At 56.2% G+C, this 20755-nt stretch carries 14 protein-coding genes; 8 read left to right on the top strand and 6 right to left on the bottom strand.

Annotation, left to right across the window (positions count from 1 at the left end; all coding sequences use genetic code 11):
* Positions 1-305: 305 nt before the first annotated feature.
* The 3 genes from THTE_RS07150 (at position 306) to THTE_RS07140 (ending at position 5956) form a co-directional block, all read left to right on the top strand.
* A complete protein-coding gene (locus tag THTE_RS07150) occupies positions 306-3374 on the top strand; it encodes a hypothetical protein (RefSeq protein WP_095414780.1) in 3069 nt (1022 codons plus the stop codon).
* A 395-nt stretch (positions 3375-3769) separates the two neighbouring features.
* Positions 3770-5077 carry a nickel-dependent putative hexonate epimerase gene (locus tag THTE_RS07145; RefSeq protein WP_095414779.1) on the top strand — a complete coding sequence of 436 codons (1308 nt, stop codon included), beginning with the start codon at positions 3770-3772 and terminating at the stop codon, positions 5075-5077.
* Between the two features lie 228 nt (positions 5078-5305).
* Entirely contained in the window at positions 5306-5956 is a 651-nt protein-coding gene (locus THTE_RS07140; RefSeq protein WP_157731881.1) for a hypothetical protein, read from the top strand.
* Positions 5957-6134: 178 nt separating this feature from the next.
* Here the strand turns inward: THTE_RS07140 and THTE_RS07135 are convergent, their stop codons facing one another.
* Entirely contained in the window at positions 6135-7790 is a 1656-nt protein-coding gene (locus tag THTE_RS07135; RefSeq protein WP_168175805.1) for an outer membrane protein assembly factor BamB family protein, read from the bottom strand.
* A 368-nt stretch (positions 7791-8158) separates the two neighbouring features.
* Positions 8159-8344 (bottom strand): hypothetical protein, encoded by a 186-nt coding sequence (locus THTE_RS07130; RefSeq protein ID WP_095414776.1) that lies wholly within the window; start codon positions 8342-8344, stop codon positions 8159-8161.
* 16 nt (positions 8345-8360) lie between these two features.
* Between THTE_RS07130 and THTE_RS07125 the strand changes: the two genes are divergently transcribed.
* The gene (locus tag THTE_RS07125) at positions 8361-12356 is read left to right on the top strand and encodes a hypothetical protein (RefSeq protein ID WP_095414775.1); all 3996 of its coding nucleotides are present in this window, start codon (positions 8361-8363) and stop codon (positions 12354-12356) included.
* 83 nt (positions 12357-12439) lie between these two features.
* Here THTE_RS07125 and THTE_RS07120 read toward each other — a convergent pair whose 3' ends face one another.
* Both THTE_RS07120 and THTE_RS07115 read right to left on the bottom strand, forming a co-directional pair.
* A complete protein-coding gene (locus THTE_RS07120; protein ID WP_095414774.1) occupies positions 12440-13279 on the bottom strand; it encodes a TrmH family RNA methyltransferase in 840 nt (279 codons plus the stop codon).
* 448 nt (positions 13280-13727) lie between these two features.
* The gene (locus tag THTE_RS07115) at positions 13728-13949 is read right to left on the bottom strand and encodes a hypothetical protein (protein ID WP_095414773.1); all 222 of its coding nucleotides are present in this window, start codon (positions 13947-13949) and stop codon (positions 13728-13730) included.
* 321 nt (positions 13950-14270) lie between these two features.
* Between THTE_RS07115 and THTE_RS07110 the strand changes: the two genes are divergently transcribed.
* The 3 genes from THTE_RS07110 to THTE_RS07100 all read left to right on the top strand — a co-directional run bounded on the left by THTE_RS07110 (position 14271) and on the right by THTE_RS07100 (position 17995).
* Complete coding sequence (locus THTE_RS07110; protein WP_095414772.1) at positions 14271-15284, top strand: hypothetical protein; 1014 nt, start codon at positions 14271-14273, stop codon at positions 15282-15284.
* A gap of 284 nt (positions 15285-15568) precedes the next feature.
* Entirely contained in the window at positions 15569-16984 is a 1416-nt protein-coding gene (locus THTE_RS07105) for a glucose-6-phosphate isomerase (protein ID WP_095414771.1), read from the top strand.
* A 324-nt stretch (positions 16985-17308) separates the two neighbouring features.
* Entirely contained in the window at positions 17309-17995 is a 687-nt protein-coding gene (locus tag THTE_RS07100; RefSeq protein WP_095414770.1) for a metal-dependent hydrolase, read from the top strand.
* A 189-nt stretch (positions 17996-18184) separates the two neighbouring features.
* Here THTE_RS07100 and THTE_RS07095 read toward each other — a convergent pair whose 3' ends face one another.
* Positions 18185-18556 carry a Rieske (2Fe-2S) protein gene (locus THTE_RS07095; RefSeq protein WP_157731879.1) on the bottom strand — a complete coding sequence of 124 codons (372 nt, stop codon included), beginning with the start codon at positions 18554-18556 and terminating at the stop codon, positions 18185-18187.
* Between the two features lie 295 nt (positions 18557-18851).
* On the opposite strand from THTE_RS07095, the gene THTE_RS07090 reads away from it, so the two are divergent.
* Positions 18852-19634 carry an HpcH/HpaI aldolase family protein gene (locus THTE_RS07090; protein ID WP_095414768.1) on the top strand — a complete coding sequence of 261 codons (783 nt, stop codon included), beginning with the start codon at positions 18852-18854 and terminating at the stop codon, positions 19632-19634.
* A 90-nt stretch (positions 19635-19724) separates the two neighbouring features.
* Here the strand turns inward: THTE_RS07090 and THTE_RS07085 are convergent, their stop codons facing one another.
* Complete coding sequence (locus THTE_RS07085; protein WP_237260224.1) at positions 19725-20741, bottom strand: ABC transporter ATP-binding protein; 1017 nt, start codon at positions 20739-20741, stop codon at positions 19725-19727.
* Positions 20742-20755: the final 14 nt, after the last annotated feature.

Below are 20755 nucleotides of genomic sequence, written 5' to 3'. Positions count from 1 at the left end.
CAGAGAAAATTTACCTAATTTGTTACTTTTTGCCATTACCTCACTGTCAAGGGCGACAATGGAGTGCCAAATTCTGCCCTCCCTGACACCGTTATAGGAATGAAATACTTCCTAAGGAACGTCGGACTAACAAAACACCCCCGAAATCGGTCGGCAGGAATGAAGCTCTGCCCATCCGACGTTGTGGCATTTCTTTTTTGCGGCGGGGAGAATCAGAGAATGTATTTTACGAGTTCTTCGAGAGTCATCGTTCCCAGACGAGACACCAAGGACGAAGCGTTTGGTAGCCGGTTAACCGACTTTCCATGCTCAGCAGCGATAGACGTGCGATTCAGCTCCGACTTGTCGCACTCGGGCTCGGCATCCTTTGCTGGCTCCTCGCGATCCATACCTACCAGGCGTTAAAAGGTGATGCGAGTCTGCCCGTTCTGGTGACGGTCTCCTGCCGGAAACCTCTCGAGCGCGGGATCATCGAACTTTTCCAGATTACCCGCAGTAACGCGGTCATCCCGGTGTGTCTCGAATTTCCCCGGCATTCGCGAGATCACCAAGACGCAATTCGTCCATCCAATGCGTTCGGCCAACAGGCTTTCCAAAACTTTGCCCTCGATGGTTTGGAAAGCTCTTTGCCGTCTACCAATGAACCGGTCAGCTTAAAAGGGGTACCGGACAAAACCACCATCCCGGCCTGGTGGACCGCACCAGCAATGAGTGAGCAGGAGTGGCAGTGGACGATTAAGGGATCCTGGGTCCGATCACTCCGCTTACAGGTATTAGCGGGATCTCATCGAGACATTGAGAGCGTACTCATTGTTTGCGGGAGCACGTCACTTCGAATTCCGGGAAATAAACTCACATGGGAGCGAAACAACGTTGCCGAACCGATTGTCGGGCACGACCCACCGGCTCACCAGGAGTTCTTCACGTGCAACTTGCCCTGGGGGGCGGATTGCTCACGTTCCATCCTGCCGCGGTTCAGCGGTCTTTGGAATTACCCCGGCGACTTCGGCCTGATACGCCACATTTTCGCAAACTTTGCGCAGCATCCGAGCACGTGGTTCTTTGTCCTTTGGGGGATCATAGCCCTGGGTGGGCTTTACGTGAGGAAAGGCAGAAATACGCCAGACGTGGGCTTTCTGGCCGAAAATGCCACTCTAATATCTGATTCCGTGCGCGGGGGCCTGCCATGGGGAGCAGGAGGGTTTCTCCTGGTCGTGCTGGCTGCCACGTATCTTGAGACGCGCGACCCTCGCTATTTCCTTCAGGACGACAACTTTGCCATCTTCTACCCCGTCATCAGCCGGGCGTGCGAAATCGCGGCCGTCGGTCAATTTCCTCAGTGGGCAACTCACCAGTTTCTGGGCATGCCCCTGGCGGAACTGGGAACCTTTGCACTCACGTATCCTCCCACGTATCTGGCGTACTTTTTTTCTCGGGACGTGTTAGGGGATCCCACCTGGTTTGTCGATGTGTTTTGCTGGTCCCACCTTTTCCTGGGATACTGGGCTTTCTTCTGGCTGTTGCGGCAGGAAGCGGTCATTCCCCCTCTTGGCATGTGTGCATCGGCCTGCTGGTCCCTGTGTGGATACGCCCTGATCGCTTGTCGTTCCTGGTATTACATGTCCCCAGTGTTCCTCTTCGTCCCATTGCTGGCCCTTCAACTTCGCAAACTGGAAAGCGTTCAGGAGCCGTTTGCCCATTCCAAACTCCAAATCTGGAGATGGATTCTCGCCACGGGTGTTCTTGCAGGACTTTTCTATCATGCGGGAAATGCCCAAATGTGGCTGTACACAATCCAGTTGCTGGGTGCGGCGATTCTTGTGCGGGGTGTGGTGTGCCGGTGGTCTGTTCGCCGCTGGGCGATATTGGTCTCAGCCGCACTCGTCGCGAGCGCCGTGGCGGCTCCGCTTCTCGTTCCGCAACTCCTTGTGGTTTCGCAGGTGCAACGTCCCCCGGGTCCTCACGAAGGCATTTTCGACGGCCTGTTGTGTCTCGTTCTTCCGTATCCGCTAGCGCGGGCGCCGAGCCCCTGCAATTGGGCCGATCCTACTAATCCCCATCACGGACAGTTTTATTTTGCCGGCGGTCTATTCACGCTCCTGTGGCTGGGATGTGTCACCTGGTATGGTCTTCATGTCCGCAAGGCCGCTTCTTTCCTCGCATCGTTTTGGCAGTTGATCGCCGTCCTCGCTTTGGTACTTGCCCTGGGGAATGTCGGCGGGTTATGGTGGCTTCAGTCGCGTTTTCCGATCATCGGGCAGGCATACCACCCGTTCAAGTATCTTCCCTTCTTCCACCTGGGAGCGCTTGTGGTAGGGGCGAAGTTCTGGCAGCACATTTTCATCGAGCGAAATGGCCAGAGACCCTGCACACTCAGCAACACCTCGCCGGAACAGCGTCAAGCGCTGTGGATCACGATAGGCATGACACTTGTCTTGCTTGTGTGGCACGTGTTCCTTGTCGACACGTGTTTTTACCAGTATGGCGACAGAGACTATCGTCCTCTTCCGCCGCGACTGGCAGAGCTTTTGGCCCCAGGCGACTGCGCAGCCCGAATCGCCCCCATAACGCCGTTCCGCTCCCCGGCCGAGAACTTCGTATGGGGATTGGGCCTGGACTTTCCGATGGTCTACGGCGTAGAGTCCCTTGACGGCTACAGCGAATTCGTCCGCCAGACGAATGAGTACCGCCGCGTACTTGACGGTTTGACCACCGCGCCTTTGCAGACGTTTCAGAAATACGGCGTGCAGTATGTTGTGCTTCATCGAACGGCCGCTCAGCCGGTTCGCAGCCCAAGTTGGGACGCCCGCTGGGCCGAAACGCAAAGTTTGTTCGACGACTTCCGCATCCGTGCGTGGTGCCGCAGCCAACGACCGGCATATTTCGATGAATTCGTAGCCGTGTTCCCGGTGGAAGATGCCGATCCCCCGGCCTTTTGGGAAGAGCCTGGGCTGGAGCAGGCTGCCGTCTGCTCACAATCTGCGCGGCTCACTCGGGCGGTCGCAACGGAAAAGAACCGTGTGCACAATGTACATCCGCGCCGGCGGCCAGCCAAATTTCGTTGCCCGAGTGGTGCGGTCCTTGTGGTGGACTGTGAGGATAAACCGGAAGGTGGACGACTCGTGCTCAATTATCTTTGGCGGAAGGGATTGGTGGCAACAGCCGACGGCCATTCCCTGCCAATTGGGTCGGACTCGTGGGGACGAACTGTGGTCTCCGTTCCCGCGGGAACTCGTGAGGTGCGGGTTTCGTATCAGTCGCCTTGGAAAGGTGGTATTTTGGGAGGGCTCTGCCTCCTGCTTCTGGCCATTTTGGCAGCCACGGCCGCGGTAACGCCTCCCATCAGACGAAGCGACAGCACGCGGTCGCAATGAAGTTCGTCCGCCGTGGGGGCGGTGTTGCTCAGTGGGCGGGGCAATTCATGAATTGGTCGTACTGAAATCGTCGGGTGATGCTTGACGGGCTGGACGGGCGATTCATGAATCGCCCCTACCGTGGTTGGCTGAGAAACGCAGCAATCCGTATCACTTTGTCAGGTTCCTGTTGAACCTTTCTCACGCTCAGCCAGCAACGTCACGGGCCTGTTCGACCGGCTGGCCACGCAAATCGGCCGATCCTTTTATCCGGAACGCAAATTTTGCCCAACGGGTATGCGGAGACCAGCTGCGTCGCGGGCTCCCCAGTCTGCCTCTCGCGCGTCATAATAGATCAATTACGCTGGCATAGATTGGCATCGGATCAACACCGCAGCAGGAGAAAACAATCACCCATGCCCTGGTTTTATGAGCGAGCTTCGCAGATTGAGTGGCCCCGTATTCGCGAACTGATGGAACGGGCGTTGGATGAGGCCCGGGCGAGAATTTGCCGCTCTCCCAGGCGAGTTCTCCTTCTTCCGCCCGACATCACACGCATGCACTCCGGTGCGGGCAAAATGACCGAGATGCTCTATCAAATGCTGGCCAAGGACGCCGACGTGCATGTCATCCCCACATTGGGCCAGCATGAGCCGCACAGTCGCGAACAGAACGCCCGCATGTTTGGAAGCATCCCCCATGAACGGATTCACGCCCATCATTGGATTGACACCGTCGTCCCCGTGGGCGAGGTCCCTGCCGAATTTGTTAAGGAGGTCAGCCGAGGTGCGGCAGACTGGGCGATTCCCATCGATCTGAACACGATGCTCATGCGGGAAAAGTGGGATTTAATCATCAACATTGGGCACGTCGTTCCCCACGAAGTGTTGGGATTCGCCAATCACAACAAGAACTATTTCATTGGTCTGGCGGGAAAGCGGACCATTTGTGCCTCGCACATTGCGGCGGCCTGTTGTGGAATAGAAAACAATCTGGGGACGCTCATCACGCCGGTTCGGGCGTGTTTTAACAAAGCAGAGGAAGATTTCCTCGGTTCGCTGCCGGACTTTTACATCCAAATTGTCATGGCCCGCAATCCAGAGGATCAGCTTGTTCACACGGGCATCTACGTGGGCGATGATTTGGACACCTATTTGATGGCGGCGCGGCAGTCCCGCGAAGAGAACATCAAGGTGTTTGAAGAACCGCTTCACAAAGTTGTGTGCTACATGCAGGAGGACGAATTCGTCAGCACCTGGGTGGCGAACAAGGCGATCTATCGTACCCGGATGGTCATGGCCGATGGCGGCGAACTCATTATCATCGCCCCGGGCCTAAAACGATTTGGTGAACAGGAAGAGGTGGATCGATTAATCCGAAAATATGGGTACGTCGGAACCAAGCGGATTATGGAGCTGTATCGAACGAACGCGGATCTCCAGGACCTTGCCCATGCCGCGGCCCACCTCATTCATGGTTCCTCGGAGGGCCGTTTCACCATCACCTATGCCCCCGGCCATTTGACGCGCGAAGAAATCGAGGGGGTGAATTTCAAGTACGCGGATCTCCAAGAGACGCTTCGCCGCTATCCGATTGACAAGCTCCGCGAGGGGTGGAATACAACCCCAGACGGCGAGACGATTTATTACATTCCTACACCTTCTGCCGGTCTTTGGGCCACTCGCAAGAAACTTTACGAACGGCCGCCCGGATTCGAATGCTGACCGCGAGGCGGTGCCGGTCCCGGGCTTTCGAGCGGGGATACGCTCCGATTCAGCAATTGATTTTTCGGGATCTATGGTAACCCGCCGTGATCTATTTTGTGGGCAAAGCTCGCATGGCGTCGGGTTACGGCCGGAAAATATGCTATACTCTTCACAGAAAACCTATGCGGCGCAACTAAACCGCCTTCGTCTTTTCAGGTTCGAGCCATTTTCCAGCGAGGTTTGCTTGTGGCGCACGGCGAAAAGTCCTCAATGCGCTCGTCTTCACCAGATAAAGGGAACGGTGTTTCGCGGGGCACGCACCCGATCCCGCCGGCTGGAGCGCGCACCCCTTCTGCCGTCGCACCGCGTCGCAGGCTGGTCTGGGTGGAAGTGCTGGCCGTTTTTCTGGGAATTCTCCCTGCCTTTTTTATCGGCCTCCTCGCAAGTTCCCATACGCACTGGAGCCAGTGGCTTGAGAAGCTGGGAATGGGCGAAGCCTGGGGGGCGTCACACTCCCGCCCAGCCCCGGCCGCCAAATGGCTGGGCAATGGCGAAGCCGATTTTGGGGACTTTTGCGTCCGCGTTTACGATCCAGCCAGCGGCCTGATTCGCGAAGCCAGCTTTCAATTCCGGGTAGTGACCACCTTCGACGATCCCGACAGTTTTGGCCGATTTATCCAGTCCTTCGGCCAAGTCATCCGAGACGAGGTCCTCGTGACCGTTCGGGCAACCAGTCCCTCTGAACTCCAGGAGGTGGACTATTTGGCGAGAAAAGTCGTCACCCGGATCAACCGCCTGCTCGGGCAACCTGTGCTGAAAACCGCCCGCATCGAAAATTTCTCCCTTGCCGAACGGGCCATTTCCAAAGGTGGGGGCGAGTCCGAATCCAGTCCCTAACCTCGTCGGTCTTCTTTGCCGATCCCCCAGACACGCAACCTGATTCCCGCCGTTTCGCAGCGATCTTCCAAATTGTGAGTCGCTTCTGCTTTCGCCAGACGTGTCCGTCGCGGCGCTTGACCGAAGCCAGACAGTTACCGAGGGAGTAACAAAACCATAGACCACCCGCTAGATCGCATCATTGAAATGGGTTTTCTCCCACCGGAGGAGTCGGAGCTGGAGTTGCGGGTTGCGGCAGGGCCTGCGGCTGAGCCTGCGCTGGCTTAGGCGGCTGTTTGGGGGGTTGGGTAACAGGCACCATATGTTTGATGGGCTGGGTCAATCTGCTTTCTCGCAGGCACTGAATCAGGCCCTGTTCGTTGGCGAGATAGATTCGGTCGGTCTGCGAATTCATGTATCGAAGCGGGTAACGTGTCACATCAAACTGTCCCTGCCGGGAACCAGTTTGGATATCCATGATGACCAACTGGTTGATCCCGTCGATTCCGTAAACGCGCTGGTCGCTCGCAGCCACAAACTGTCTGATTCCGCGACTGAACCAAACCAGTTCCCCGGTGGTGGCCTTGACGCGATAAAGCCCACCGGTTTGTGTCGTAAAGTAGAGGTCATCCCCCACAAGGGCTGGTGATTGATTAATGGGCTCGCCCGTGGAAAAACGCCACAAAACCTTGCCGTCGTATTCCCTTAAGGCGTGGATGAATCCGTTGGTGGTGGCCACAAATAACATCCGGTTGGGATCGTTGGAGAGCGTCGGATCACCGGGACGGATACAGGGAGGCGCGACGATATCTCCGTTGGTCTGCAAAAAGTACTGAACCTGGAATCGCAATTCTGCACGGACATCCAATTCCGCCACGAAAAGCAATCCCTGGTCAGTCGGCCAGGCCACCCGTTCCCGATTGGAATCCGCATAGGTGAGCCGAGGCTCCACAAGAGCGTGCCCCCAGGACATCACAAATAACCCCGGTCTCTGTTTCGTGGAAAGGCGGAGTTCCTCTTTTCCCACCGGTTGGGCGGTCACGGTAGCTTCAGGTGGAAGTGTTTCCGTTTCGGCTTGTGGGGAAGTCTGCTGAGCGCCCTGACCGCCGGTTCCCCGATTGTTGCTCGTCGGCTGGCTGCTGCCCGTTTGCCCAAAGGTAGCTGTTTCCACAAGCGGTGTGCCAGTAGCCGCTGCCATCTCAGGCGTGGCCCATTCAAATCGGTAAGACTCGATCTTTCCGCGAATAAGCGGCACAAACACCCGAGTCGGACTCAAGGCCGGCCCCGCTCCTACAGCACCTTCGGTCTGGCGTTTCCAGAGAATGACCCCGGTGTGTCTGTTCAGGATATAGATCGTACTCCCATTCACCACCGCGACCAGATGTTCACTAGCCGTCGGTTTCAAGGTGAGCAAATCGGGACTCCCGACAGTTGTTGCCCACAAGGAACGACCGGTCTCGGCGTCGAACGCCTGGAGCACGGCTGTGTCGGTCACGACAAACAGTGTCCCTCGATCCAATAGCCAGCTCGTCATCCTACCGACACTGGGATCCATCTGCACCTGGTTGAACCAGGCGAGTTCCAAACCGTACGGTGCCAGTTGCTGGGGCCGAATGAGATCCGGCGCCACCGCCTCGGAGTTTCGGGGACCGGAAAAACTTCCCAGCAGAAGAGCTGCCATCATCAGGCACAGTCGGGCACGTTTCATCGCGCGTTGCGTCATCTCTCTGCCTCGTATGTCGATCTGGCGTTCAACGTCAGGTGCGTCCTTACGACAACCGAAAAGCTGCCACACCCCGCCCGCTCCCCGCTGACGGCGTTCGCTATCCCAGGAGAGCAAAGCGGGAGCCCGCATACCAGCAATCCGTGCGGAATGCATCGCCTGTCCGGCTATTATCCATGATAATTAGGTGGTTTGGAAAAGAAACGCTCTTTTTCTGGGATACTTTTTGACAGCTGTTGGCCCGCGCCCTGAATGTACTTTGTTCCCAAAGTTTATTCACTTTTGACAGAGCCCTTGGGCACGAGTTTGGGCCCGGCGTGCAAAATGCGCTGGTTGTCCGGCCCCCGAGACCACGCCGAACCTGAGCGTACCGAGATTCACAGAGGGACGATTCACGAATTGTGCCCACCACACGTCCGATATAGCCAAATGGTTTGGGCAGGGGCAATTCACGAAGTGCCCCCAGCCTGACCCAAATGTTGCGACACCCTGGCCGACCTTCACACCTGATGGCCCGCCACAAAACGAAACTCGCCGGCTGTTCCAGGTTTTCGTGCATCGGTTATAAAAGATGAGCCTCTGCGGTAGAATGCCAGATAGTCGACGCTCTTCCGGACCTTGGAGCGGATTCCCGACTTACCCGCCACAATGGGGGCCAGTTGGTCGGCTAAAGGAGGATCAGCCATACCGGAGTTTCGCGCTATGACAGACCCGCGGAAGTTCAAGTCCCCTGAAGAAATCATCCTGGGGTATCTCAACTTCTCGGATGGTGTTCGGGATCCCCAGTTTTTTCAGGCATGGAATGCGCTTTTTCTTTCACTGGGCCTGACAGAATCGGCCAACAGGGAAGCCGACAGCCAACCACCGCGACTTGAGAAACTCCGGGAACACCTCGTTCGCAGCAGTGAGGAACTCGCGGAACAGAACGCCGCATTTTCCGACCTGACCCGAGCTCAATTCGTGCTCAATTTTCTTTTTGACACGGTCATGCCGGCGTACCGTGATTTTCACCGGGATCTGTTAAGCCACTGGAGTGCCGACGATTATTGTCATCCGTTTCTGCTTGCGCGATTCTGCGAGGGGATTCTGGCAACCCTCGCCAGCACGGAGGGTGAACCCTGCGTTTCTGACACCCTGGTGAAGGCCACCCTCAAGCAACTTAACGATTATCTGGGGTACCGGCCGGTAGCCGTTCTCGAAGGTGACCGTCGGTGCAAACCTTACGATCATGAGTATGTCTGTGCGGTCCCGCTTTGGGTGAGGGGAGCCGGGGCTGCCGTGGGGCGGTATCAGGCGCTGATCGAAACGGCCCTCAATATCCTGCGAGAAACTCCTGAAGAGTTGCGGCGGGCAGCGCTTTTCGACCTGGAACAACTCGAGGAAATCGTGCTTGATCCTCGCGGGTATGATATGGATCACCCGGTCCAACAGCGGCCGAATTACCTCTATGGATTGTGGGACCCTCACAAGCTCAACAGGCGGGGCTACTACTGCCGGTTCGTGCTCCATGACGCCCACCTCGAAAGTGTTTTATCACGCGTCGCAGAAGCGGACCCGGCGGATCGTGAAGAGCGCCTGTTCGAAGCGGCGGCCGTCCTTGCCGGGACCACTCTCATGGCCTCCGGTATCTGCGGTGACCGGCCAGGCGGCATCCTTTCGACCGTGCAAATCGACCGCTGGCTGCAGGGTATCGCCAGGCTTCGTGATCAGTTTTACGTGGATCTGTTGAACCGCTGCAGCGGAGCAAGGCGGACCCGATTGGAGGAAGAGGCACGCCAGCTTCGACAGCCTTTTGGTGGAACCCGGCAGGCGCTGAACCAACGATTGTCGGCGTATCGATCCCAGGAGTTATGTGCCGCTGCGTGGGCATACTGCTTCGCGCGAATGGGGGCAATCCAGGAGGCCCGCCGTTGGATGCACCGAATCCACTCAGGTGCCGCCCGCATCCGCTGTGAAATTCGATGTCAGCTCAGCGAATGCGAGTGGCTTCTGCGACGCGGGCGAATTAAGGAATCGGCTACTCGTTTGGCTGAGGCAGTCGATCTGCTTCACCGCGCTATCGCCTGTGGAGCAGTGATTGATCCCTGGTGCATTCTGGGATTCGGTGGCCTGTTTCCCATTTTCGAACATACCCGGGATTCGATTTACGACCATCGTGTGGACCAGTTGATCGGTCTCATGAAGGAACTGTTCCAGCAGTTTGCTGCACTGCGGCGAGAGGCTGCCGCTTCCGGTGATCTCGAACTGGACGCCCGGATCGCCCAACAGGCAAGAGCGCTGGCGGAATGGTGGGACCAATTCGGAACCACCGCCATCTCGGATATTAACAGTTTTGTGGCGCATGAAGAATGCGAAGCTTCCGAGCAGGTGGCGGGCGTTATTCACGACTGGCGACAGCAACCGGGTCAAGCCCACAATCTCGCGTTCTGGCGCGAACATGCCGAATCGCTCCGATCGGCGATCAGCTACGGGCTCCTCGTCGATACCCTTGTCCAGCACGGCGATCTGAGAGCTGCGATGGCTCTTCTGGTGCATTGGGCCTCCCGGGCACACGAAGTCGGATTGGGAAGCGGCGAGATATCGTTCCAGGTCATTGTCCTGCGGTGGTTTCAGGCTTTTTGGAAACAGGAGAAAAACCCCCACCATCGATGGGATCAAACCCGGAAATTCTTGGACTTTCTGGAAGCCAATGCGGAAGACTTTTTTCGCGTGCCGAAACTCTCTGAACTGCTCGGACGGACGGAACGCCAGGCCGCTGCCCTCCCCGGAGAAGAGGAGCCCGAGGGCGGAATGGAAGACCTCTTTGAAGCGGCTTACGAGGGCGTCGTATTCCGCGATAGTGCCGATGACGGCCATGAAGGCTCGATCGTGGATGACGACATTCCCACCGACTTTGGCCTGGCCGCTGTCCACAACGAAATTTTTGACCGCTGTAATTTTCTCAGCGCCATAATGCTGATCCGCTTTGATTCACTCCTCGGAACTCTCTATCAACTCCCCGAGGATGAATTCACCGGCGAAACTCTGATCAACTGGTATCGCCACAGCTATCGCGTGCAACAGGACCTTCTTCAACTGGCTGAGGATTTGCGGCGGTTTCCGGTACCTCCTCCGGGCACCTCGTTGGACAGCATGATTGAATTTGAACGCCGGAGGAACATTCGCGAAACGCTTCTGGAACGTGCCCTCCATGCAGCGCTGGACATTGCGAACCTGAGATTTCTGATCAGGGCCGCCATGGGAGATCGTTTCCCGACCGAACCAACGGTCCGCGACGAATGGGAGGACGTGTATTCTGGTCTTCTTCGCTCCGTCCTCTTCTCACAGCCCGAAATCTTTGAGGAGAGTCTCGAAAAAATTCCTGCCCTGGTCAACGAAAGACCGGTGCTCTATCAGCCCATCACCCGCGGTGGGTCACCAAAAACTTATTTCGAAGCCCGCGTTCTCCATCGTTCTCTCGGATTGTTGGTTTACCTGGCATCCCGGGCAGGTTGGGTTCTACCGGCGCTCAGCGTTGTCAGTTTTGTCAAAAGTGCCGAGCAATCCCAGGTGGAAAGTGGTGGAAAAGTTTCGGAAATCGAACGGCTGTTTGAGGCCCTCGCCGAGGGCATTATGGCAGCACTGGTGGCTGCACCTCAAAATCCAAGAATCTCCGCCGAAGAACACCGGCATCGCATTCTCGAGAATTTGATTACCGTCGCACAGGTGCTTGCCGATTTCTGGATGGCCCTGTCTCAGGAAATTTACCTTTCCACTTTAGAAACCACGCCGTTTCAAAAACAGTGGCGAGACCTTCGCAAGTTTATCATGGACTATGGCCAGGCCATATTTACTCCCACGTTCATGGCCCAGGCGAACCTGCGCGGTGTCCTGACCACCGGCCCAATACGCTGGCTCGAAGCGGCGATTGAATCCGACGAACCTCAGTTTCAGAAGCTGTGCGACGATGTGCGGTCGGGAGAACTCCCGCTGGCCAAGGCTGGCGAATACCTTCGCCTGATTATCGAGAGCGTTTTAGAGAATTACGAGGACTATCTTGACTATAACAGCATGACCGTCCAGTCCGACTATGGTCAAAATCTTTACATTCTTCTGGAGTTTCTTAAAGTCAAGGCAGAGTTCCTGCGGCGTCAGTGGATGCTCAAACCCTTTATTGTTGCCCATCGTGTCCTGCTCCTCCATGAACAATGGGAGCTCGCCGAAGCGTGGGAAAATGAACTGGCAACCCAGTTCCGTGGCTGGGATGAGGTCTTCCTTAAAAAGTACGAGCGGCTGCGCAAAATGCATGGTATTCATCTAGCCGGCTTGCATGAACTTTTGAAAGGTGGCTGTCTGCGACCACTGCAGGAGGCCCATATCGCGGCACTCGTCCGTCCGGCCATGCGGGAGCTTTCTATCGGACAACCAGGCCAACATTTTGAACAATTCACGCAACGTGCTGAAAAACTAGGGTCGTTTCACATTCCATTCGGTTACAGACGGCCGGACTGGATGGAAGACCTTGAACAGGCAATCGACCGGGCGGAAATCGATCTGGAGGTGCTTGAACGCCCCTGGGAGTGGGCAAGGCCAGCGTGGCAGGCGGGAGCTTTTCCGGTCGCAAAATCGGACGAAATCGTCAAGCAGGTCACCGACTGGGGACGGGCGATTCGTCGTGGATTCCGCGTCCTCTTCTCCTTCCCGCGAGATGAAGAATGAATTCCGCTGGCCGCCAAGGATACGTTACTCTGAAATTCTGGCCAAGCAAACGGACACGGCCCTCTCTCAACAATCTGGTGACTTTACACCTGAGCTGATACCCCTGAAACCATTCTCTGACGACGGGCTTCATAAAGGAGGACGGCTGCCGCTACGGAGACATTAAGGCTGTCTGCTCGCCCGAGCATCGGAATGCGGACAGATTTTACCCAACCCTGGCGCCATATCGGGCTTAGGCCTTCCGCCTCGCTGCCCAGAACAACTGCTGTGGGGCCGGTGAGGTCTTCCTCAAAGTAGGCAACGGCTCCATCTACCCGAGCGGCCACGCATTTCAATGCATGTTGTTGTAAAAACTCCAGAACTTCGGCACTGCTGGCCGCCACAACCGGCAAGCAAAAGATGGTCCCCAAGCTCGCGCGAATGGCGGCGGGATTGTACATATCACACCGTATATCTGCCGCCACAACTGCGGCAACCCCCGCGCCGTCGGCCGTGCGAATCATCGCCCCAAGGTTCCCCGGCTTTTCGATCCCTTCCACTACGAGGACAAGGGGCGCTTCTGGACCACTCTTGAGCGTGAGCTCCTTCAGGGAAAACGTGGGAGACCTCGCAATAGCGACGATTCCTTCCTCTCGCTCACCATACGCAATTTTTTCGAAGAGGCGTTTTGGCACCTCCAGGATCGTGACGTTCCGTCCGGCAAGCATCTCGACGAGTTGCCGCGCTTTTTCGGGGGCGAGAGTCGGGGAGTAAAACACCTCCTCGATGAGCACCCCCGCCTCACAGGCCCGCTCGATTTCGCGTACGCCATCGATGATGATACGGCCCGTGTTGCGTCGCTCGTCCGATTTGCGAAGGGCGATGGCCTCTTTCACACGACGGTTTTGAAAACTCTCAATCCGCAACCACATATGATTTGGCATCTTTATTCACACACTGATGTCCGAATTTAACAACAATCGACAGTATTTCGCATCCTGCCATTTCCAAATGCGGCGCCAATTCGAAATACTTGAGTCCTTCGTTTATTAACAAGAGCTGTCAGTCTCCTTCGCAATCTCCACCACACCCCTTCCACTGTATGAATTCCCATTCACAGGATGCAATCCCAACCACATAGGGACGAAACGTCTTTGTGCCCTGCGGGCGAACCCTGGGAACTCTATGACACGGGAGCCGATCACACCGAATAGCGCAATCTTGCCGCGCAGTATCCTGAATGGTTCGTTGCCGTGGCAGTGCTTTAAGACGCCTGGGCTCAACGTACCCGGGTGACCATCGAGGGTATTCGCCTCCATTTTGGCAGACTGGTGGGAAGGCCTGCCGGTCATATTCACACGTAGCGACGTTCAACGTTGGCAAACCCACGGGCTAATATGCCCCCGACACCGATCCTCGCGGCACGCAGAAAACCACATCGTTTCCGCGATCCGCCGGATTGACGTCTAAATACACCAGTTGTTCATCTCTAAATTCGCCAGTGATGGCCGGGCGAGAGGGCGTGTGCAATCGAGACCGCACGTTCCAATCCTGCGGCGAGGCCGGTAACCTGTCCTCATCTTCCTGAAGCACCATACTCAGCACCGTGATCATCAGCACAGCTCCGTGATCCTGGTCCGGGACCCAGTCGCAATCGGCTGCCAAAAGGCGACAAGATACGATGCAGCGATTTAGGCGATTCGCCAAGTCAATTGCGCGAAACTTCCCCGGGGCGACAAGTTGTTATAATAGGTCACAAAACCAGTGTGCCAATATCCCTGAAAACCCAAGTAGTGGGGAACCGCCATGGCGAGGAATAAGATTTTTCTAGCGCGCCGCCAATCACAATCCGCTGTTCCTGCGGTGTCCACCTCAAAACGCCCCTGCAAATCCAGACCTTTCTTCGTGGCGGCGTATCAACGATTCAGTGTCCTCATGTTCGTGGTTTTAGTGGCGAACGTCAACCGCTTTGTTCTGGGCGAGCAGCAACCCCGGTACAGCGTGACGGAAACCGACGACCGAATCACTGTGGTGACGCCCCATTTGGAGTTGGCCATTCAAAAAAGAGGGTACGTGAGTGGGATCGCCGCACAGTCGTTTGTGGATCGAAAGACGGGATTCAGGGACGCCGGCTTCGGTTTGGATATCGTGGACTGGCTCATGGAGCCCGGCTCGGATGAGTCATACCGAAACACGCTGCCGCCCGACTTGGTCTATCAGTTTAATAATCTCTATCATGGTCAAATTCCCAAGCGATCTATCGAAGGTCCGCAAATTTGCACGAAAGCCGGAGAGCTGCATCCTCGGGTTGTTCGCGGGAAGGACTTTGTCGCGATCCAGCAGGAATTCCAATACTATTTGGCGGCACCAGGGAAAAACGCGGGTTCTCTATGGCGTCAGTGGATTGTTATACCCTGTGATACCAGGTACGTGTTTACTATGGATAGTGTGGAAACTGTCAACAATAGTCCCGCGTTATTCCTCCGCATTGATATGCCCGGCCACATCCGACACAAGAACGGTGATACATTCGACCTTATTTACTTGAGTTACTTCGGTTTTATTCCTGCGAAAGAATTCTTTGAGGACTTTCCACCGGATGCTCGTTTCCGATACTTCCGTGGAGAGCAACCGCTACCTGATCGCTTCATCCGCGCCTACCGACTGCGCGACCCCGAGACGGGTGCCCAAGGGCCGTGGTTGGCGGGAATGACGCTCGATCCCGCCGTGGTGTACGACGCCTGGTGCCACCAGCGAGGATACGTGTGCATGATTGAAGAAATTGGTGGCTATCCGATCAAGGCAGGCCAGACCTTCAGTGCTGCGTTTATTGTCGGGTATTTCGACACAATCGGAGAGATGATTATGACCTACGATCGTTACGCCGGCGCTCGCGCGATTGAGGTGGATGAGTCCGTGCCGCAGTGGCGTCTGATGCCAACCCAATAGCGGGCCATCTCTGGATCGCTGGGGGGACCGTGACATGATCAAGGGGCAGAATGATCAAAAATCTAACCATTTCCTTGACTTCTTGTCACGCCCCCTACGTTCACCGGCGAAAGTGCGACAAAATGAGAGGTTTAGCAAATCCTTGTGTGGGGTGAGAGATAATCGGCATCATATTCCGCAGAGATGGACTTGAAACCACTCGCCCTGTGCCGATTTGAAGGGCATCTTAGCCGCTGCGGCATACTGGACGTCGATCACGACGAAGTGATGGAAAGGATCCTCGTATGAAATTGCCCATCGAATACACCACATCGCTGGTCGAAGTCTCGCACCAGGCAACTGCTATTGAGAAGGAAACCGGCGTTTTGCCCGAGGACATTGCTTGGTTATGGCCGAGGTTGCTCTCATGCCGCGATCAGGTGCTTGCGGATGTTGAAAACAAGAAAAATCGTCGGCCGTCCCCGATTTTCCCGGAGCCTGTGGATTCACGGTTCTTGGACCTTCCAGAGGAGCTCCTGACGACATCGCGCTCCGAAGTTGAGCGAATGGTGGAAGTCGCGCGCAATTTCGGACAGAAAAATGATTCCGTCGTAGTGCTGGGTATTGGGGGCTCTTACATGGGTGCGCGGGCACTGTTTGAAGGGTGCTGCCATCCCCACCACAATGAACTCCCGCGGGAACAACGGGGAGGGCATCCCCGGCTCTACTTTGAGGGAAACAACCTGGACAACGACACGATGGCTGGGCTTATCGAGCTGCTAGAGAATCGCCCGGATGAAAAATGGGGCATCGTCGTCATCAGCAAAAGCGGGTCCACGATCGAGACGGCCGTCGCCTTTCGGATATTCGTGGAGGCCCTCCGGCGCCACTGCCAAAAGAAGGAGCTGTCCCTTGGGGAGCATATTTTGGTGGTGAGTCAGGAAGGAAGCAATCTGTGGCGATTATGTCAGTCCCTGGGTGTTCCAGAAGCTAACATGTTCGCATTCCCCAACGATGTTGGGGGCCGGTTCTCCGTCCTCAGTGCGGTTGGACTGATCCCCAGTGCCGTCGTTGGTCTTGATGTAAAGAGGCTTCTGGAAGGAGCCGTGGCAGCCAATGAGGCGTTTCGGAAGAATGATCCGGCTGAGAACCTTATCCTGAAATACGTGGCGATCTGCCATCTCATGGAAATGCAGCGGGGCGCTTCCATCCGCGTACTTGCCACCTGGGGCAAGCGTCTGGAGGCCCTCGGCCTGTGGTATGATCAGCTCCTCTCGGAAAGCCTGGGAAAAAACGGGCAGGGAGCCACACCACTGACGGTTGTCAACACCCGTGATTTACACTCGCGGGGCCAACAGCATCAGGAGGGACGCCGGGACAAATTGTTCACAAACGTCTGGCCTACCCAAGAGCGGCTTCCCACTCTTCGCATTCCCCGCTGGGATACCGACGAGGATGGGTTGAACGAGTACGCCGGCCGAACGGTCCACGAACTTCTCAACGCCGCTCGGCAAGGTACCAATCAGGCATACGCGGAGGCTTTGCGAAGAACAGCGGAGATAGTGATTCCCCAAATCGACGAACGCACGCTAGGGGCCGTATTTCAATTCCTCATGCTGGCGACTGTTACGGAAGGCTATCTGATTGGAATCAATCCCTATGGCCAGCCGGGCGTGGAGGCGTATAAACGGCATATGCGGCAGTACTTGCGGAAAACCTGACGGGGTTTTTCCCGACGGGGCAGGGCAGGGGAGGGGGACTACTTTCCCACCGCGAGCCGAGGAGAGCAATCACCAAGGCCTGCAAAAACCCTCACCCTTTGCACTCAAGCTGGTCCGCCCTCTCGCTTGAGGGTGTTTTGCGCTCAAATCAACACGCGATCCCCTGGCGTGGAAGAGTGGCAGGGAAGTCGCCCGTGGGAGATTCTGCAGGAGTTTCCGACGCCTGTATAATAGAACATCGCACGTAGGTCTAAAATAACGGGCGAGACGCTTTGGTGATCGAACGACAAGTCCGCTGACCAACATCGAGGAGGTGCTGATCGAATGGCCACAGAATTGCAATGGCTAGGTCACGGCAGTTGGCTGATCCAAACGAATGGGACGCGGATTGTGCTCGATCCCTTCCTGGATGATTCACCGGTAGCTCCCGTGAAATCGCATCAGGTACAGGCCGAGTATGTTCTCGTGTCGCACGGACACTTTGACCACATTGCCGATGCCGAGAAGATCGCCAAGGCGAATCAGGCAACCGTCATTTCCACTTACGAAATCTGCGAATGGCTGGCCAAGCGGGGAGTGGAAAAGACCCACGGTATGAACATCGGAGGCAGTTACACCTTCCCCTTTGGCCGTGTGAAAATGACTCCCGCGGTGCATACCTCGATGCTTCCGGATGGCAGCTACGGAGGTGTGGCGGCGGGGTTTCTTCTCACCTTGCCAGAGGGAAAGGTCTATTTCGCCTGCGATACGGGCCTTTTCCTGGATATGCAACTGATCGGGCAGGAAGGGTTAACTCTCGCGGCACTCCCCATCGGCGACAATTTCACGATGGGGCCCGAAGATGCACTCCAGGCCGTTAAATTCCTGCACCCCAAAATGGTGGTCCCAGTTCACGCCAATACCTGGCCCCTCATCGCGCAGGACGTGCACGCCTGGGCGGAACGCGTGTATAAGGAGACCGCCGTCAAGGCTGTTGTGCTGGAACCTGGCGAATCTTTGACGCTCCAATAGCACATTCCCGGTAACAGGTTGTGCGCGGTCGCGCGAATTAACAAGTTGACGACGGCGGTGCGCGTCAAGTGTTGACCGAAAGAAAGAGTACTTTTCCGCGCCCACCACTTCTGGGAAGTTCAGACCTGGGGTACACCGTCGCCATGCAACCCCGCACGGATCTGCCAGCACTGCCGGGAAGGACCATGCTTACTGTTGAGCGGCTGACTGCTTGTCATTATGGTCAGTGGGTTTCTTGACAAAAACCCACCCGTCGCGGATGGCCACCTGGTAAGTTCGCACGCGAAGAGAAGCCACATCCAGACACTGTCCGTCGGTCAGGCGAAACGCCCACATATGCCGAGGGCAGATGACCGCCCCCTGATAAATCTGTCCGGCAGAGAGTGAGTCGCCCATGTGCGGGCAATAATCGTTCACTGCGAAGACTTCCTCTCCCACACGAAAAAGGGCAATGTCATGGCCGTCTGCCGAAAAAAGGAATCCTGCTCCCTCTTTCAGGGAGCTGAATTCGACTGCTCGCCACCACTCCTCATCGTGCCACTCGAAACTTCTATTCGCCACAGTCAACTCCGTGATTGAACTGGTTTTTCCAAATTGAATCAGTCAGTCTGGTTTTCTCCGTCGGCTTGGCCGGAATGATCGGGTGCCGAAGGCCCAAACATTGTCCTGTCAATTGATGCCATTTCAGGCGTCACCCTCGTGCGAGCAATGACTCTCCACTAGAATGAGCCCGATCTGGCGGTGTATCGTTTAATTTTAGTGTCTTTGACAAGCAAATGTTTTTCGCCTCTTGTTCGAGACGAAGGTTACAGACATAAAGGCGAATTTCTCAAAATCACCCCGGGGAGCGATCTCGATGCGAACCAACGCTGTCAAGCGCAAGATTCTCCAAGGCCAGGTCGCGTGGGGAACGTGGATCACGTCGGCAAACTACCATGTAACGCGTGCTCTTTTGCCGCTTGGTTTTGACTGGTTGACAATCGACATGGAACATGCCGCCGTGGATTGGTCGGATGTCGCTCGTCTGGTGGGAGCCATTGCCGACAACAACGTCGTCCCGTTTATCCGGATTCCGGAGGGCACTCCATTTTATCTCAAGCGTGCCCTCGACACAGGAGCATTTGGGATCATCGTGCCGATGGTGGAAACACCGGAAGAAGCACAGCGGATCGTTCGGGGAACGCGGTTCCCGCCCGATGGCGACCGCAGCGCTGGAGGAACTCTCCATTTCCTCCACTGGGCAGCCACTTTGGAAGAATATTTAGCCCAAGCAAATCAGGAAATCATGCTGGTTCTTCAAATCGAAAGTCCCCGCGGCGTCCAGAATTCCCCAGCCATTGCTTCCGTCATCGGATGTGATGCGCTGCTGGTGGGTCCCCTCGATCTGGAGACGCGTCTGCGGGCGGAATCGCCTGGGAGCGAGATCACTCGGGCCTTTGCAGAGCACGTCCAGCAGGTCATTATCGCGGGACAACGTTTCGGTCGGGTCACAGGCATTCACGCGAGAAGTCCCGAAGAAGCCCAATTTTGGGCACGGCAGGGCATGCGGCTGATCGCGGTGGGAACGGACATCACCATGCTCACAGAACGAGCCCGCGAGTACATCGCCGCACTTTCAAACTCGCTCCCCGCTGGTTAATTGCGCGCCACTCGTGCTACATAAGCGAAGCGCCACTCACGTGGCTTTCTACGAACCCCTCCTTCGGAATACGTGTATTTCTGTGACCGTTCAGGAGGTCATGCCCTTGGTGAGCATCATAAACGCGGTCTCCAGATTGATTTCCTCTTCCTTGAACAGTTTGATCGCGTAGCCCCCTTCGAGCAAAAGACGGGGCAGTTCCCGATAGTCTTCCACACCTTTTTTGAGAGTCACATACAACCGGTTTTGACGAACGTCCACGCTTTCCACCAGTTCGTGTGAGTCGAGAAGACGGGCGGCTCCGTCCGGCTGATCCCACAATTCGATGCACAGAGTGATCTTCTCCCGAATTCGCCGCATCACTTCCTCAAGCTCTCCGCAGACCTTGAGAACGCCCTGCTCGATGATCCCCACTTTGTTGCAGATGTCAGCCAACTCGGGCAGGATGTGGCTGGAAACCATGATCGTCTTGCCCATTTGCCGGAGTCGTTTGAGGAGCTGCCGGATTTCGATGCGGGCGCGGGGATCCAAACCACTCGCCGGCTCATCGAGGATGAGGACCTGGGGATCGTGGAGCAGCACGCGGGCAAGTCCCAGACGCTGCGTCATGCCACGAGAGAGACTTGTCACCAATGCATCCCGCTTGTAGCCCAGCTCGACGAGCTCGAGCATTTCCTCACACACACGGCGACGCTTCGGCCCATTGATACGGTAAGCGGCGGCGAAGAATTCCAAGTATTCGATGACCTTCATGTCATCGTACACGCCGAAGAAATCTGGCATGTAGCCAATCAACCGGCGAATCTCTTTTGGGTGCGTATAAATGGAATGATCGCAAACGTAGGCCTCGCCCCAACTCGGCTGAAGGAGCGTCGCCAGAATTCTCATTGTGGTTGTCTTGCCCGAACCGTTCGGCCCGATAAACCCGAACAAATCCCCCTGCCTTAATTCGAGCGTCAGATGATCCACAGCCCGAATCTGGCCGTAAATCTTCGTAAGACCAACCGTTTTAACAGCGACGGGGCGATCGTTGGTGTCCGACGACTTTTCGACACTCATCGACGTTGGGGAAGTGGTCGTCACGGGGGAAGATGTTTCTCGGACCATTGTCATCACACTAC

The organism is Thermogutta terrifontis (assembly GCF_002277955.1).
Classification (GTDB): Bacteria; Planctomycetota; Planctomycetia; order Pirellulales; family Thermoguttaceae; genus Thermogutta; species Thermogutta terrifontis.
Note: the sequence above shows the minus strand (reverse complement) of the source record. Positions and strands in the feature narration are given on the sequence as shown.

Excerpts from the sequence above, each read along its gene's own strand:
- THTE_RS07125 (WP_095414775.1), top strand. The coding sequence starts at position 8,361 with ATGACAGACCCGCGGAAGTTCAAGTCCCCTGAAGAAATCATCCTGGGG.
- THTE_RS07120 (WP_095414774.1), bottom strand. The coding sequence starts at position 13,279 with ATGCCAAATCATATGTGGTTGCGGATTGAGAGTTTTCAAAACCGTCGT.
- THTE_RS07130 (WP_095414776.1), bottom strand. The coding sequence starts at position 8,344 with ATGGCTGATCCTCCTTTAGCCGACCAACTGGCCCCCATTGTGGCGGGT.
- THTE_RS07100 (WP_095414770.1), top strand. The coding sequence starts at position 17,309 with ATGGCCACAGAATTGCAATGGCTAGGTCACGGCAGTTGGCTGATCCAA.
- THTE_RS07115 (WP_095414773.1), bottom strand. The coding sequence starts at position 13,949 with ATGATCACGGTGCTGAGTATGGTGCTTCAGGAAGATGAGGACAGGTTA.
- THTE_RS07145 (WP_095414779.1), top strand. The coding sequence starts at position 3,770 with ATGCCCTGGTTTTATGAGCGAGCTTCGCAGATTGAGTGGCCCCGTATT.
- THTE_RS07110 (WP_095414772.1), top strand. The coding sequence starts at position 14,271 with ATGTTCGTGGTTTTAGTGGCGAACGTCAACCGCTTTGTTCTGGGCGAG.
- THTE_RS07135 (WP_168175805.1), bottom strand. The coding sequence starts at position 7,790 with ATGCGGGCTCCCGCTTTGCTCTCCTGGGATAGCGAACGCCGTCAGCGG.
- THTE_RS07150 (WP_095414780.1), top strand. The coding sequence starts at position 306 with ATGCTCAGCAGCGATAGACGTGCGATTCAGCTCCGACTTGTCGCACTC.
- THTE_RS07085 (WP_237260224.1), bottom strand. The coding sequence starts at position 20,741 with ATGGTCCGAGAAACATCTTCCCCCGTGACGACCACTTCCCCAACGTCG.
- THTE_RS07105 (WP_095414771.1), top strand. The coding sequence starts at position 15,569 with ATGAAATTGCCCATCGAATACACCACATCGCTGGTCGAAGTCTCGCAC.
- THTE_RS07090 (WP_095414768.1), top strand. The coding sequence starts at position 18,852 with ATGCGAACCAACGCTGTCAAGCGCAAGATTCTCCAAGGCCAGGTCGCG.